Origin of the sequence: Mucilaginibacter rivuli, from assembly GCF_019391655.1 — a bacterium.
GTDB classification, from domain to species: Bacteria; Bacteroidota; Bacteroidia; order Sphingobacteriales; family Sphingobacteriaceae; genus Mucilaginibacter; species Mucilaginibacter rivuli.
In genome coordinates, this window is sequence record NZ_JAHXPQ010000006.1 from 40,952 (window position 1) to 56,352 (window position 15,401).

Consider the following 15,401-nt stretch of genomic DNA (forward strand, 5'->3'; position numbering starts at 1 on the left):
ATGACACTCCCCGCTGTACATAAACTCTCCATCATCATCCCTGCGTATAACGAGGGAGCAACTATTTCCCTCATATTAGAACGCATTGTACATGCACAATTGCCTTTTGGTATTACCAAAGAGGTTATTGTTGTAAATGACTGCTCAACTGATAACACCACAACAGCTGTTAAGGCTTTCGCCGATGAACATGATATGGATATTAACCTGATAGAGCAAGCCTTTAACCAAGGCAAGGGCGCCGCCATTCATCGTGGATTTGAAGTTGCTACGGGCGACTTTTGTATAGTTCAGGATGCCGACCTGGAGTATGATCCTGATGAATATGCCATATTACTGAAACCTGTATTAAAAGCAGGTGCCGATGTGGTTTATGGGTCGCGTTTTATGGGCGATCAGCCACACCGTATTCTATTTTTCTGGCACAGTATCGGCAACAAGATACTCACCTTCCTATCCAACATGTTTACCAACCTCAATCTTACTGACATGGAAACCTGTTATAAATTGATACGTACTTCCATATTAAAAAACCTTGTACTACAGGAGAAGCGCTTTGGCTTTGAGCCCGAAATAACCGCTAAGCTTGCACGTATACCTAACATAAAAATTTATGAGGTAGGTATATCTTACTACGGCCGTACATACAGCGAAGGCAAAAAGATAAACTGGAAAGATGGTTTCAGGGCAATATGGTGTATATTTAAGTACAATGTTTTCATTAAAAAGTAAACCTTACCGTATTTTGCTCCTGGTCATCGGCACTATCACGCTGATGCTCGGGGTACTCATATTTGTTGTACCACCCAACCCTTTCCCCGACCCAAGCTGGGGTTTCCAGGTAATGCGGTATATGGAACAGGGGCATGCGTTTAATCTCATCCCAAGCCCCAATCCGGCTAACATAGCCATTGATAATACTGATTTTTTATCATGGTGGTCGCCGGGGCAATACCTGTTGCCCTACCTGTTCAAAATCATTTTCGGGCTTAACACCGGCAAAGCCGTAGCACTTACCGTTACCCTGTGCTCAATACTTGGTTTGGCGGGCTACTATCAATTATTTAAAAGATTAGGCTTTACAAACTGGTTATCGGCCATCAGCATTGCTTTTATAGCCAGCCAGGCCTATTTCATTTTGCCGTTTATTTTTTATCCTGGCGGCGAGGTATTGCTATTCGCTTTTGGTGGCTGGTTTTTATATTACTGCTTTGGCATTCAAAAATTAAACTGGCAGGCTTTTGTTTTTCTTTTCCTTGCAGGGCTACTGGGCTTCGTAGCAAAATCATCTGTTTTGTGGATGTATGCTGCAGGTGTGGCTTGTGTATGGATCAACCTATCAGCCAGTAAAAAAAATATTCAACACTGGCTTCGTAACGGGGTTTTGCTGGCTATACCTGTACTGGCTGCTGTGGCTATCATTTACTTTTGCTACATAACAAAAGGAGTTAACCCATCAAACGCCGACGGGCCATGGCTTATTATGCCCGAAACTTTTAGCTTTCCTTTGGCATCGCCTTTATTATCAGGTCTGTCAATCGATGAGATATTCAACGGACTTATCTATCACCCTGATGCAGCAATATTATCTTACACCTGGTCAATAGTGCTGCTTGCCCTGCTTGCATTTGGCAGCGTATTTTTTGTAAACAGCGTATTAAAACATTTGCCTAATAAAGATTATGCATTGGCCCTCATTATAGTTTACATTACCGGTACATTGTTTTTCAGCTACCTATATATTAAACAGGCAGATGTATCTTTTGAAGGCAGGCACTTCCGTGTGATTGGCTTGTTAACCATACCCGGACTGATATATTGGGTAAGCAAGTCAAAAATTGCCCGAATAGTTTTCGGCATGGTATGGTTTTTATTTATCTGCTGGGAAACATCGTACTTTAAAATTGAATACAAGGTGAACATCCATTCGGGCCATGGCCCTTCGGGTTTATCACAGCAGGCTTATGATCAGCTTACCCTTAATGAACTAAGCCGGCTTGACAGCCTCCACCCAAATACTGCCCTCTTTGTAACTACTGCCCCTGATCTGGCAATTGAAATACGCAACAACCGGGTTTTAACATTAAGCGTACAGGATATGAGTGCGCAAGAGTTAAAGGAAGTAAAATACACCGGTAAAGCCGGAACAATTTATATGCTAATGCCCGAAGTTTATCAAAAAAATGGGGTGGCTTATCACATCAGCAAGGCCTTCGTAAACTACCATCACTTTACAGTGAAGAAATTAGGCAACAACTACCTGTACTCGGCAGAGAACTAACCATCACCTAAGAGCGTTGTAGCTGTACTCAAAAAAAGGTGATAAAAGCCGGCATTTTAAAGAAACACCATCTTTGTTCTTTACTCCTTACTCCAACAATTAAATATGGTTGTTTATCTCTTTCCAGAGCAGGTCTTTTAATTCGGTAAGGCCCTTTTGTGCTACCGATGAGATGAATACCGCAGGGATGCCTGCCGGAATTTCCTTCGCCATTTCGGCTTGCAGTTCATCATCCAGCATATCGCTTTTTGTAATGGCTAATATGCGTGGTTTGTGGGTAAGCTCGGCATTGTATTCGGTAAGCTCGTGTAGCAGTATCTGGTATTCATCATTAATGCTTCGGCTGGTATCTGCAGGTATCATAAATAACAACACCGAGTTACGCTCAATGTGCCGCAAAAACCTAAATCCTAAACCTTTACCTTTTGATGCACCTTCTATGATACCCGGGATATCCGCCATCACGAATGATTTGTTGTTGCGATACGCCACGATACCCAAATTAGGCACCAACGTTGTAAAAGCGTAATCGGCTATCTCAGGCTTGGCAGCCGATACTACAGATAGTAAAGTAGATTTGCCTGCGTTAGGGAAACCAACTAAACCCACATCGGCCAGCACTTTCAATTCAAGAATGTTCCACTCTTCTTTTCCTTCTTCACCGGTTTGGGCAAAACGAGGTGTTTGCTGCGTTGCCGAGCGGAAATGCCAGTTACCTAAACCACCGCGGCCACCTTGTGTAAGCACACGCTTTTCGCCGTCTTTTGTTATCTCGAATAAGATCTCGCCTGTTTCGGCATCCTTGGCTATTGTACCTAAAGGAACTTCTAAAATCTCATCACGTCCGCTTTTACCTGTACGCAATGAGCTGCCACCGGCATCGCCATCGCCGGCTATAATGTGTTTACGATATTTTAAGTGTAGTAAAGTCCAAAGTTGTGCATTGCCAACTACAATAATATCGCCGCCACGGCCGCCATCGCCACCATCGGGGCCACCTTTTGATGTGAGGATATCACGGTGCAAATGCGACGAGCCGCCACCGCCATGTCCCGAGCGGCAACATATCTTTACGTAATCAACAAAATTTGAACCTTGAGACATAGTTATGGATTTCGGAAGTCGGATGTCCGATTTCGGATTTTTTTAAACCACGCGCCATTGCGAGGCATGAAGCAATCCTAAACTTTGTATTTGCGCCAATTGTATGAGCGAGGATTGCTTCGTACCTCGTGATGGCGTATTTTATTATATCAGCAGCTTACAGCGTATCGATCACTCCGCAAACCGAGTGGAATATATCATCAACACTGCCAATGCCGTTTATACTTTTAAACTTAGCCTGTGCTTTATAAAAATTAGCTACAGGGGCTGTTTTACTATTATATTCAACAATACGTTTACGTATCACTTCGGGGTTAGCATCATCGGGCCTGCCCGATTCTTTTCCTCTTAATAATAAGCGGTGCTCCAGTTCGTCATCATTAACTTCAAGCGCTATCATACCTGATATGCTGTCGTTTTTAGATGCCAGCAAACCATCTAATGCTTCTGCCTGTGCTACTGTGCGTGGGAAACCATCAAAAATGAAACCTTTTGCATCTTTATTGGCATCAAGCTTATTGCTTATCATACCAATAACCACCGCATCAGGTACTAATAAACCTTCGTCCATCAGTTTTTTAGCTTCGAGGCCAAGGGTTGTTCCCTGTGTAATTTCACCACGAAGGATATCGCCGGTTGAAAGATGAACCAACTGATATTTTTCAATCAGTTTTTGAGATTGAGTCCCTTTCCCTGCACCGGGAGGGCCAAACAGTACTAAATTCAGCATCCTGTGATAAAATTTAAAAAGTCTTTCTGTGATTGGCAGAAAGACTTCATATTTAGTGCACTCGAAGGGAGTCGAACCCCTAACCTTCTGATCCGTAGTCAGACGCTCTATCCAATTGAGCTACGAGTGCGTTTTAACAAATCCGTTAAGTGGCGAATGCCTTTTTTAACGGACTGCAAAAATATGATTTCTTTTCAAATCCCTAAAAAAAATTTGAATTATTTTACTTTCTCTGCAATAGCTGTAAAATCGGGCAGATCAGTGGCTTTTTCCAACACTTCGGCGTAAATAATGTTTTGATTTTCGTCGATAACAAAGGCCGCCCTTTTAGACACCCCCTTTAAACCCAACACAAATTCTTCATAAATAGCACCGTAATCGCGCGATACATCCTTGTTAAAATCAGACAATAGCGGGAACTGGTAATTGTTCTCTTCTTTAAATTTCTTTAAAGTGAAAGGCGAATCAACAGAAATGCCCAATATCTGCGCGTTCAAACCATCGTAATAGCCAAAGCTATCGCGCATGGTACACAGCTGTGTGGTACATGTACCGGTAAATGCCATTGGGAAGAAATGAACAACTACCTTTTTGCCTTTAAAATCGGCAAGGCTAACCGATTTAAGTTCGTCGGATACTAAAATGAATTGTGGTGCGGCCTGGCCTGGTTGTAATGACATAGTGAGTTTATATTTTGGTACGAAACTAAGGATATCTTCCTTTTCAATTGTTGGTTTTGTGTCTTTTTGTATTAAAAAAGCAGTAAAAACAGGTATCTTTTAAAAACATTCATCTTTATTCCTTGCTCTTATTCCTTCATCCCAATACCATACAATATAGCAAAAAATATCCTCATCAGAAAATCTGCACGTTTAGATTTGTCAAATCTTTCCTTCACATATAAAACATTAATTTGGCTCCCAAGTTAAACAACCATGCAAGCCATCACCATCAGCCAACCCGGCGGGCCGGAAGTATTAAAAACCGAAGAACGCCCCATACCCAAACCCGCTCCCGGCGAAGTATTGATAAAGGTTGCAGCCGCGGGCGTTAACCGGCCCGACATAGCCCAGCGCAAAGGATTATACGCTCCCCCACCCGGAGCGTCGGATATACCAGGACTGGAAATTGCCGGAACCATAACCGAACTGGGCGAAGGTGTTAAACGATGGAAAATTGGCGACCAAATTTGCGGACTGGTAACAGGGGGAGGATATGCAGCATATTGCACCGTACCCGAAGGGCAGTGCTTGCCTATTCCCAAAGGTTTATCATTTACAGAAGCGGCATCATTACCCGAAACCTTTTTTACCGTTTGGAGCAATGTTTTCGATCGCGCAAAGCTGGTAAAAGGCGAAACCTTGCTGGTACATGGGGGCACAAGCGGCATTGGTGTAACGGCCATCCAAATGGCAAAAGCAATGGGTTGCGATGTATACGTTACAGCAGGTAGTGATGAGAAATGCAGATTCTGTTTAGAACTTGGCGCGACCCGTGCCATTAATTACAAAACAGAAAACTTTAGGGAAGTAATAAAAGAAATAACCAACGGCAAAGGCATTGATGTGATATTGGATATGGTAGGCGGCGATTATACACCTGATAATATCCGCTCATTGGCCTTTGATGGGCGGCTTGTTGTCATCAGTTCTTTAAAAGGTAAAGAGGGAACTATTGATCTGAGCCTCATCACCCATAAACGGCTTACTGTAACCGGCTCGGCTTTGCGTGCCCGCGACACGGGCTTTAAAAGTGCCATTGCCCAAAATCTGGAGAAAACAATATGGCCCTTACTTGCATCGGGGCAAATCAAACCTGTTATCTATAAAACCTTTCCATTTGAACAGGTTGCTGATGCGCACAGGCTAATGGAAAGCAGCGAGCATATTGGTAAGATCGTATTGACGATAAAATAGAATACACGCAACATCTTTAGAAAGGTTGCTCCGTCGGAGCAAAAGCCCGGTAGCCATATTATGCATAAGAAGAAATTTGTGCCGTAGGTACAAAACCCGGCCTTCGGAAATGTATTGCACCTAACGGCGCAAAAATGACTAACTCATTTTCTTCTACCGGGCTATTACCCCGATGGGGTAAATAAAAAAATCCATATTAATAATAAAAAAAGCCGCCCTGACAGATCAGAACGGCTTCCATAAAAAACTAACAATCACAAAAGTTTAATTACGGGAATGTCACACCGGCATAAGCGGAAACATTAACTGTAGGGATATTCGATCCGTACTGAGCATTAATAACCGATATGAACTGGTTAGCTACAATTGCGTAGCCACGTGGCGTTAAATGCACACCATCTAAAGAAAATATACCACCGCTTACAAAATTAGAATTAAGGCTAATGCCGTTTACTAACAAGCCATTGGTTTTAATATTAGTGAGGAAGGCAAAGGAATCAAATACAGCAAGCCCTTTTGAAGCCGAAGCAGTTTTAATAGTGTTGTTATATGAGTTTACATAATCTTTAACCAAAGCTACCTCATTAGCATCCAACACGTATTGTGTTTCGATAGGGTTTAATGGAGATACACCATAACCGTTAGTACCAATTTTAGCAAGCTGCCCACTTGAGTTAAATGTTAAAGTGAACAAATCTGCTGCTGTTGCTTTACGTGGCGCGTAAACAGCACCTGTTGCATCAGCCGCATTAATATAAATATCAGTTACTTGTGGGGCAACTTTTTGCACACCCGCTAATATGGCTCCATATGTTACAGTAGTAAGGAAAGGTATAGTTGTTACATCGGGTATAGTAGCACATGCGCCTTTGGCTCCGTTTGCTGTTAACCTGGTTATTAAGGTAGTATATAAAGTGCTAAAATTTCCTTTATCAGTAAGTACTCCAGCTCCTGCATAACCACCGCCGCCACCTGTTGCATAACCAAGCGCATCGTTATTACCTAACCAATTGGTAAAAAAGGTAAAGCTGCTTGCGGTAATGAAATCAATGTATTGGGTTTGGAACGGGCCATTACCCGGCAATAAGCGCTCAAAATATGGATTCCCGTTTCCATAAAGCGGATTGGTAATATCCGAGAGTTTAATACCCGGCACACCATAATTATCTAAAGGGCCTGAGTATTTTGTAAATAACGGACCGCCGGTAACAGTGCTTATCCCACGTACCGCAGTAGCTGCTATCGTAACAAAATGCGGAGTTCCGTCAGCGTTAAACTTATCTATAGACAAATAACCCGTTCCGCTTGCCTGTGCGGTGCTAAACAAAGGCTGGTTAAAGCTGGCAGGACCGCCTATAGTTTGCATTTGCGCCGCTATAATGCTTGGGTACGAGTTTAATTGTCCCGAAAGGTATAAGCCATTATCTGCATAACCTGCCGTTAATGAGTTACCTACCGATATGTACCGGGTAAAATCTGCCGAGCCGGTTGTGGGTGTAGGCACTGTAATAACCGGCTTACACGCCGCTATTGATGCGGCCGCCAGTAGTATATATGCGTAATTTTTAAAATTCTTCATTGCTGTAATAGTTTAAGGTTTACCAGTGATAAGCTAATGATATACCCGGGATAAATACGTTGGTTGCAAATGTGCCCGACAAGCCCGATTCGATATTGGTTTGGGTACGGCTCATTAAATGCTCATACTCAAAGGCGATATCAATATCCAAATGTTTAGCTGCTTTAATACCCAAACCTGCTGTACCGTAAACGCGGTTAGCATCAGGCGCCTCAGGTGTTACATAACCATCTTTAACCGGGGTAGTTGCATAACCACCGCCAAAACGGATGAATACACCTTTATCAGCTTCATATTGCGCACCTGCCCTAAAATCAAATGCATCTTCATAGTTACGTGGCGATGAGGTATTTTTCAGCGTACTGGTAGTCTGTCCGTAATTAAAATCGAGCGATTTATATACATCCCAGTTTACCCACTGAAAATCAAAAGCTACCAACCATTTATCGCATGGTTTATAACCTAAACCAATTGATGCCGTTGCAGGCAATGGTATTGATGCCGAAAAGGTATTTGGCGAAGGGAAACTTGAAGCCAATGAAGCAGGAACGCTGAAGGTTGCCTTACCATCATTTATACTGGTTTGCACTTTTGAGCGGTAATCTAAGCCTATGGTAAATTTAGGGCTCGCTTTAATAAACACACCTACGTTAAAACCTGTACCGCTGCCGCTGCCATCCAATTCTGCCTGCCCATCAGGTGTTGTTGGTATAGCTCTTTTTAAATTAACGCTGCCGTAATCAATTACAAAGCCGGCACCTACACTTATCACATCGTTAAATTTATAGCTTAATGTTGGTTGGAAATAAATAGCTTTAAGGTTAAGGCTAATGAGCGAGTATTTACCGCTCCAGGTATTACCCCATTCGGTTAAACCGCCAAAAGGTGTATAAATACCCATGCCTATTTTCCATTTGGCATTTTTAGGCCCCCAAACGCCATATACATTAAAAGGTGTGGCTACGTTGTTCTTTACATTCTCTTGCTGGTTTGAGCCTGCCAGTAAAAACGACGAATTAAAAAACAAGGGGTTAATACCTCCCTGGATAAAGTTTTCGGGCAACATGGCCACCGCTCCCGGATTAAACAGCACAGACGCGCCATCCTGTAAAAGCCCTGTGCCTGTGTGGCCCATACCAATCTGCTTCTCTCCGTGCAAATTGACCTGGAAGCCTTGTGCCATACCCAAAAAAGGCAATAGCAAAAGCCCCATTAGTAGTAATCTTCTCATAATTGTATAAATTGGTTTATCCTGTAAAAGGTTTTTCTTAAAACAAATATAAATAAAAAATACTATGCTAACATAGTAAATCTTTATTTTTTTATTAAAATCAGGTAAAAAAATATTGTACATAAATTCTTTTACCGAAGTGTTTGATTATCGGTACAAAAGCTTATTTTTGCAACCCGAAACAGCACATGGTTTTAACAGCGCCTTTTGCTGCTTAATAATTAAACAAAAGACATAGTTCAATAGTATGCCAAACATTGGAAAAATAGCACAAATTATCGGCCCAGTTGTCGATGTAAGTTTTGAGGGTGCCCAGTTGCCTAAAATTTTTGATGCGTTACAGATCACAAAAGAAAACGGCCAAAAGATCATTCTTGAAGTTCAACAACACTTAGGCGAAGACCGTGTTCGTGCCATCGCGATGGACTCGACTGACGGTTTATTGCGCGGTATGCCTGTTTTAGACACGCATTCGGCCATTAAAATGCCTGTTGGCGATGCCGTTAAAGGCCGTTTGTTAAATGTTGTGGGCGAAGCTATTGACGGTATTGACCAGTTAGATAATTCTAACGGTTCTCCAATTCACAACCTGCCTCCAAAATTCGATCAGTTATCAACCGAAACCGAAGTGCTTTTTACAGGTATCAAGGTTATCGATTTGTTAGAGCCTTATGTAAAAGGTGGTAAAATTGGGTTGTTCGGTGGTGCCGGTGTAGGTAAAACCGTATTGATCATGGAGCTGGTAAACAACATCGCGAAAGCTTATGCAGGTTTATCTGTGTTTGCCGGTGTAGGTGAGCGTACCCGTGAAGGTAACGACTTATTGCGTGAGTTTATCGAATCGAACGTAATTAACTACGGTGATGCTTTCAAACACTCGATGGAAGAAGGCGGCTGGGATCTGTCAGTAGTTGATAAAGAAAAATTAAAAGAATCGAAAGCGACATTGGTGTTTGGCCAAATGAACGAGCCTCCAGGTGCACGTGCACGTGTGGCTTTATCAGGCTTAACTGTTGCTGAATATTACCGTGATGGTGACGGCGAAGGCCAGGGTAAAGATATCCTTTTCTTCGTTGATAACATCTTCCGTTTCACCCAGGCTGGTGCCGAAGTATCGGCGTTATTGGGCCGTATGCCATCGGCGGTAGGTTACCAACCAACCCTGGCTACCGAGATGGGTTTGATGCAGGAACGTATCACATCAACAAAACGTGGTTCAATTACATCAGTACAGGCCGTTTACGTACCTGCGGATGATTTAACTGACCCTGCACCGGCAACAACATTTGCCCACTTGGATGCTACTACTGTACTTTCACGTAAAATTGCTGAGTTAGGTATTTACCCTGCGGTGGATCCGTTGGATTCAACTTCACGTATCCTTAACCCTGTAGTATTGGGCGATGAGCATTACAACACCGCTCAACGCGTTAAAGAAACCTTACAACGTTACAAAGAGTTACAGGATATCATCGCCATTTTAGGTATGGATGAGTTATCTGAGGAGGATAAATTAACAGTATCGCGCGCACGCCGTGTTCAACGTTTCTTATCTCAACCTTTCCACGTTGCTGAGCAGTTCACCGGTTTAAAAGGTGTATTGGTTGATATTAAAGATACCATCAAAGGTTTCAACATGATTATGGATGGCGAAGTTGATGAGTATCCTGAAGCAGCATTCAACCTTGTAGGCAGCATTGAAGAGGCTATAGAAAAAGGTAAAAAACTATTAGCGGACGCTAATAACTAATAATATGCAAATGAGAGGATGTGCAAATATGCATATGCTCTCATTGCTAATAAACATTAAAATAATTCATCTGCACATTTGCACACTTGCACATTTGCACATTTAAGGACAAATGAATTTAGAAATATTAACACCCGATAAAAAGATATTCGAAGGCGAAGTGCGTTCGGTAACGGTACCGGGTACAATGGGTTCGTTCGAGATATTGAATAACCACGCTCCTATCATATCTACGCTGGACGATGGTAAACTGATCGTGCGTACTGCAGGTAAAGAAGAAGTGTTTTTGGTAAAAGGCGGCGTTGTTGAAGTATTGAACAACCAGGTAATGGTTTTAGCGGAAGCTGCTTCGGCCAAATAAAATTACCATAACATATTAAAAAAGCCGTCGCGATAATTATCGGGACGGCTTTTTTGTTGGGATAATATTTTTGAAATATTATCCCAACTCCGTAGGAGTATCCTGTTTATAAAAAAGGAAAGACAGAGAAATGGCTCCGTAGGTGCCTCCCAAAACTAATAAATAACAGGAAGCACCTACGGAGCTTATAATTCGTTTCGAAAACCTACTATAAACAGGATAGTCCTACGGAGTTCTTAGCGCCTTTGTGTCTTTACTCGACCTCACAAATACTTCGCAATTTTCTCCAACCTGCGTTCTCGCCTTTTAGTATCAGGATCGATTTTGGCTTCCATTCTTTCCAGCTGCTTTATATACTCTTCAGGCAGTTTTCCCATTTTAGCAAAAACAACAATCTTTTGCTTGTACCAATCGTAGGGCAACAGGTAATTATTTATTGCATGTGGTTTTGATATTAATACAGCAGCTTCCTTCATTTCGCCATCGCTGCACATGCATTTCATTTGTACCAGGTCCAGCTCTTCATTTTCGTGGAAATGTTCCTCTTGTTCTTCGGGTATTGATATCAGCACACCCCAAACTTTCGCGGCAGCGTTTGTCGATGGCTGTATATTCGCTTTCGCGGAAAGATCATCGCCGCTTTTATTAAAGCAAAACTCGTAACCCGGTATATAAGCGTTACATAACTTTTGCGCCAATGGAATGTTCTCACGGAACTCTTCCATATTCATGTTCGAGGCATATGCAAAAAGTATCATGGTATTTTTTATTAGATTTTACTTCAAACCATTAATCCAATCGCTCACCTTAGCTAAAGCCACCGGGCTAAAGGTTTCACTTATCTTATCATAGGTGACTATAGGCCCTGGTTTTGTGGTTTGAAACAGGTGGTTCAGGTTAGTGATGGGTGTCACTTCAAAATGCTTGTTGCCACCTGCCTGCAAAGCGCCCTTTATGGCATTTAAGTTTTCTTCGCTACGCACCACCATATCCAAAGTTCCGTTAATGGCTAAAACGGGGCATTGCAGTTTTGATATAAATACCACCGGCTCCAAAGCCACATACTTCCTGAACCACGGGCCAGAAAAGCCCTGAGCTTTACACAGGTCGGAAAATGCTTTAGCGGTTAAGCTGTTAATTTTGCCACCGGGTGTTAATGCGAATGTTTTATAAATTACAGCATCTATCCCTTTATTTATTTCGTCGGTACTTAAAGTGGGGTTTTGTATAATGAATTGATATATTTTTTCATATAACGATGAAGCATCATTACTGCCCGATGCCAGTTCCGTACCTTCTATTAATATACGTGTAAGCGGCACACCCGGCGAAGCTAACAATACTGTAAAATCAACCTGCTTGTTTTGCCCTGCTGCTATGGCTGCCATCACGCCGCCTTCGCTATGGCCTACCAAACCCACCTTCATATCTTTCAAATCGGCGCGCGATTTAATGTAACTTACTATCGCGTTGGCATCATCAGCAAAATCATAAGTGGTAGCAGTTAAAAAGTTCCCTGTGGATTTCCCTACCCCCCTGTCATCACAGCGTATCACAGCGATACCTTGTCGGGTAAGCCAGTCGGCCAAAACTCCAAAGGGGCGATGGTCATACATTTCCTCATCCCTGTTCTCCGGTCCGGATCCTGTGATGAGCACTACTATTTTGCTCGCCTTCTTATCCCGTGGCATAGTTAACGTGCCCGAAAGCATCACCTCCGGCGCTTTGGCATTCAGAACGGTAATTTCTTCCTTTATATAAGGATAGTCTTTTGCATCTTGTGGCCTTCGCACGGCGGTACCTGCCAGGTCGCGCGTAAATGTCATGGGCAGCTTTACCGTACCTTGTGTAAACGTGCCAAATACCTTGTTGCTGTCTATATTATACTTGCCGGTAAAGCTGAAAACTGCGCCTGGCCCAATTATGGTTAAGTTACTATTGGTAAATGTTGTACCCGCTGTAGGTACACCGGCAAAATTTTGCGCCGGGCTATCCATGGTCGATCCGTACAGATCTTCATCCTTATTAATATGGAAAATCAGGGTAAACTTACCACCTGGTGTTAGCATTGCTCCATACCATGTCCCGGTAATATCTTGTGCAAAACTACCCAAAGCAAATAAGATAAAAACACAGCTTAAAATAACCTTCCTCATCAAAAATTATACTGAATATACTAATAGATCACTGCGTGTATTTAGGTATGTTGAAATTACAAATTTTTTCATGTCACCTCCAAATTTAGGCAGAATTTGAGGTGTACCGTATCTAAACTATTTTTTTGTACCGTATACCAATTATAACTTTGGTATACGGTACACATTTAAAAATAACAAATTACAAGCAATTACCATTATTTAATTTCGCATATTATAATAAAACAAAATTAAATACTAATTGCAAATAAATGACATAGGGTATTGATACATAAAATGAAAGCACCTACCTTACAATTATACAATTCAAACAAACAAACGCTATGAAATTATTAACCAAAACATCAGAAATTCTGGCTGTAATTAATACATTTTTACTCAGCGTGCCCGGCATTCAAAACAACCTGGTGCTGGTACCAATTCATATAACGAGAAAGCGTTTCAATCACTAAGAAAATAAATTCAGAAAGACGCCTTCTCACAAAAAATTTGAAGGCGTCTTTTTTATAATATCCAATTTCTACAACCAAAACAATGAGTACTACCGATACCACTCAAGCTACCGAAGTAAACAAGTACAGTAAAGTACTTACGCAAGACCCTACCCAGCCGGCCGCGCAGGCTATGCTTTACGGAATAGGTTTAACCGACGAGGATATGAAAAAAGCACAGGTCGGTGTGGCAAGTATGGGTTATGATGGCAACACCTGTAACATGCACCTGAATGACCTGGCTAAATTGGTTAAACAAGGTATTTGGGACGAAAGTTTAGTAGGATTGATATTTAACACCATTGGCGTAAGCGATGGCATGAGCAACGGTACCGAAGGTATGCGTTACAGCTTAGTGAGCCGCGATATCATTGCCGACTCGATAGAAGCAGTTTGCGGCGCTCAATATTATGATGGCTTAATTACCTTGCCGGGATGTGATAAAAATATGCCGGGTTCTATTATAGCCATGGGCCGTTTAAACCGCCCGTCTATTATGGTGTATGGCGGTACAATAAAGCCTGGCCACTACAAAGGTGAAGACCTGAACATTGTATCAGCTTTTGAAGCATTGGGTAAAAAGATTGCCGGACAGATCGATGATATCGATTTTATGGGCATCATAAAAAATGCCTGCCCGAGCGCGGGTGCTTGTGGCGGTATCTATACAGCAAATACCATGGCATCGGCTATTGAGGCATTGGGTATGAGTTTGCCTTACTCCTCTTCAAACCCCGCTTTAAGCGAAGAAAAGAAAGCAGAATGTTTAGCAGCCGGTAAAGCCATTAAGGTTTTATTGGAGCGCGATATCAAGCCAAGCGATATTATGACCCGTGCGGCTTTTGAGAACGCTATAGTTACCATTATGGTAATGGGGGGCTCAACCAACGCGGTGCTGCACATGATAGCCATGGCTAAAAGTGTTGGCGTACCATTAACACAGGATGATTTTCAATCGGTAAGTAACCGTATCCCGGTATTGGCCGATATGAAACCAAGTGGTAAATACATGATGGAAGACCTGCACAACATTGGCGGTGTGCCGGCAGTAATGAAATACTTGTTGAAACTGGGTTGGATAGATGGTTCTTGTTTAACTGTTACCGGTAAAACAATAGCTGAGAATTTAGCATCGGTGCCTGATTTTGAATTTGAGACCCAAAAGATCATTTTCCCGAAAGAAAACCCGATAAAAGCTACGGGACACTTACAAATATTATACGGAAACCTTGCCGAAGGCGGTAGCGTTGCAAAAATAAGCGGTAAAGAAGGCGAACGTTTTGAAGGCCCTGCCCGTGTATTTGATGGCGAGTTTGAACTGATAGCAGGTATAACAAGCGGCAAGGTTAAGGCCGGCGATGTAGTAGTAATTACTAACGTAGGCCCTAAAGGTGCACCCGGCATGCCCGAGATGTTAAAACCAACCTCGGCCATATTTGGCGCAGGCTTGGGTAGCTCAGTAGCTTTAATTACCGATGGTCGTTTTTCGGGCGGTACACATGGTTTTGTGGTGGGTCACATCACGCCTGAAAGTTTCGATGGTGGTTTGATAGGATTGGTTAAAGATAACGACAGGATACTAATTGATGCGACTAAAAACAGCATTAACCTGATGATAAGCGATGAAGAGATAGCCGCAAGGAAAGCAGCATGGAAACAGCCTGCGCTCCGAGTCACTCGTGGTTTATTATATAAGTACGCAAAATCAGTAAGTACAGCCGCTGAAGGTTGCGTTACTGACGAAAACTAAGAGAGTTTAAAGCTTAAAGGCGAAAGCAGAAAGCGAAAACAGAATCAATAAA

13 protein-coding genes and 1 tRNA gene are annotated in these 15,401 nt (G+C 42.4%); 6 read left to right on the plus strand and 8 right to left on the minus strand.

The window, feature by feature from the left end; genetic code table 11:
• Positions 1 to 732 (plus strand): glycosyltransferase family 2 protein, encoded by a 732-nt coding sequence (locus KXQ82_RS14490; protein ID WP_219489118.1) that lies wholly within the window; start codon positions 1 to 3, stop codon positions 730 to 732.
• Complete coding sequence (locus KXQ82_RS14495; protein WP_219489119.1) at positions 713 to 2,281, plus strand: hypothetical protein; 1,569 nt, start codon at positions 713 to 715, stop codon at positions 2,279 to 2,281. Before KXQ82_RS14490 ends, KXQ82_RS14495 begins: the two co-directional genes overlap by 20 nt.
• A 99-nt stretch (positions 2,282 to 2,380) precedes the next feature.
• Here the strand turns inward: KXQ82_RS14495 and obgE are convergent, their stop codons facing one another.
• The 4 genes from obgE to KXQ82_RS14515 form a co-directional block, all read right to left on the minus strand.
• Positions 2,381 to 3,385, minus strand: a complete 1,005-nt coding sequence (gene obgE / locus KXQ82_RS14500) for a GTPase ObgE (RefSeq protein ID WP_219489120.1) — start codon at positions 3,383 to 3,385, stop codon at positions 2,381 to 2,383.
• 157 nt (positions 3,386 to 3,542) lie between these two features.
• Positions 3,543 to 4,115: an adenylate kinase gene (locus KXQ82_RS14505; protein WP_219489121.1), complete on the minus strand. Its 573-nt coding sequence runs from the start codon at positions 4,113 to 4,115 to the stop codon at positions 3,543 to 3,545.
• Positions 4,116 to 4,171: 56 nt separating this feature from the next.
• Positions 4,172 to 4,245, minus strand: a tRNA-Arg gene (locus KXQ82_RS14510).
• An 88-nt stretch (positions 4,246 to 4,333) separates the two neighbouring features.
• Positions 4,334 to 4,795, minus strand: coding sequence for a redoxin domain-containing protein (locus KXQ82_RS14515; RefSeq protein ID WP_219489122.1), 462 nt, complete (start codon positions 4,793 to 4,795; stop codon positions 4,334 to 4,336).
• Positions 4,796 to 5,050: 255 nt separating this feature from the next.
• Here KXQ82_RS14515 and KXQ82_RS14520 point away from each other — a divergent pair, with 255 nt between their 5' ends.
• Positions 5,051 to 6,031, plus strand: a complete 981-nt coding sequence (locus tag KXQ82_RS14520) for an NAD(P)H-quinone oxidoreductase (protein ID WP_219489123.1) — start codon at positions 5,051 to 5,053, stop codon at positions 6,029 to 6,031.
• A gap of 268 nt (positions 6,032 to 6,299) precedes the next feature.
• On the opposite strand, the gene KXQ82_RS14525 is transcribed toward KXQ82_RS14520, so the two are convergent.
• Both KXQ82_RS14525 and KXQ82_RS14530 read right to left on the minus strand, forming a co-directional pair.
• The gene (locus KXQ82_RS14525; RefSeq protein ID WP_219489124.1) at positions 6,300 to 7,610 is read right to left on the minus strand and encodes an SGNH/GDSL hydrolase family protein; all 1,311 of its coding nucleotides are present in this window, start codon (positions 7,608 to 7,610) and stop codon (positions 6,300 to 6,302) included.
• A gap of 19 nt (positions 7,611 to 7,629) precedes the next feature.
• Positions 7,630 to 8,841 carry an OmpP1/FadL family transporter gene (locus tag KXQ82_RS14530; protein ID WP_219489125.1) on the minus strand — a complete coding sequence of 404 codons (1,212 nt, stop codon included), beginning with the start codon at positions 8,839 to 8,841 and terminating at the stop codon, positions 7,630 to 7,632.
• Positions 8,842 to 9,088: 247 nt separating this feature from the next.
• Here KXQ82_RS14530 and atpD point away from each other — a divergent pair, with 247 nt between their 5' ends.
• Both atpD and atpC read left to right on the plus strand, forming a co-directional pair.
• Complete coding sequence (atpD, locus tag KXQ82_RS14535; RefSeq protein WP_219489126.1) at positions 9,089 to 10,591, plus strand: F0F1 ATP synthase subunit beta; 1,503 nt, start codon at positions 9,089 to 9,091, stop codon at positions 10,589 to 10,591.
• 112 nt (positions 10,592 to 10,703) lie between these two features.
• Positions 10,704 to 10,952: an ATP synthase F1 subunit epsilon gene (gene atpC / locus KXQ82_RS14540; RefSeq protein ID WP_219489127.1), complete on the plus strand. Its 249-nt coding sequence runs from the start codon at positions 10,704 to 10,706 to the stop codon at positions 10,950 to 10,952.
• Positions 10,953 to 11,215: 263 nt separating this feature from the next.
• Here the strand turns inward: atpC and KXQ82_RS14545 are convergent, their stop codons facing one another.
• On the minus strand, positions 11,216 to 11,710 hold the full coding sequence (locus tag KXQ82_RS14545; RefSeq protein WP_219489128.1) for a gamma-glutamylcyclotransferase family protein: 495 nt from the start codon (positions 11,708 to 11,710) through the stop codon (positions 11,216 to 11,218).
• Positions 11,711 to 11,728: 18 nt separating this feature from the next.
• Entirely contained in the window at positions 11,729 to 13,108 is a 1,380-nt protein-coding gene (locus KXQ82_RS14550) for an alpha/beta hydrolase family protein (RefSeq protein ID WP_219489129.1), read from the minus strand.
• Between the two features lie 534 nt (positions 13,109 to 13,642).
• Between KXQ82_RS14550 and ilvD the strand changes: the two genes are divergently transcribed.
• On the plus strand, positions 13,643 to 15,349 hold the full coding sequence (gene ilvD, locus KXQ82_RS14555) for a dihydroxy-acid dehydratase (protein ID WP_219489130.1): 1,707 nt from the start codon (positions 13,643 to 13,645) through the stop codon (positions 15,347 to 15,349).
• Positions 15,350 to 15,401 lie beyond the last annotated feature (52 nt).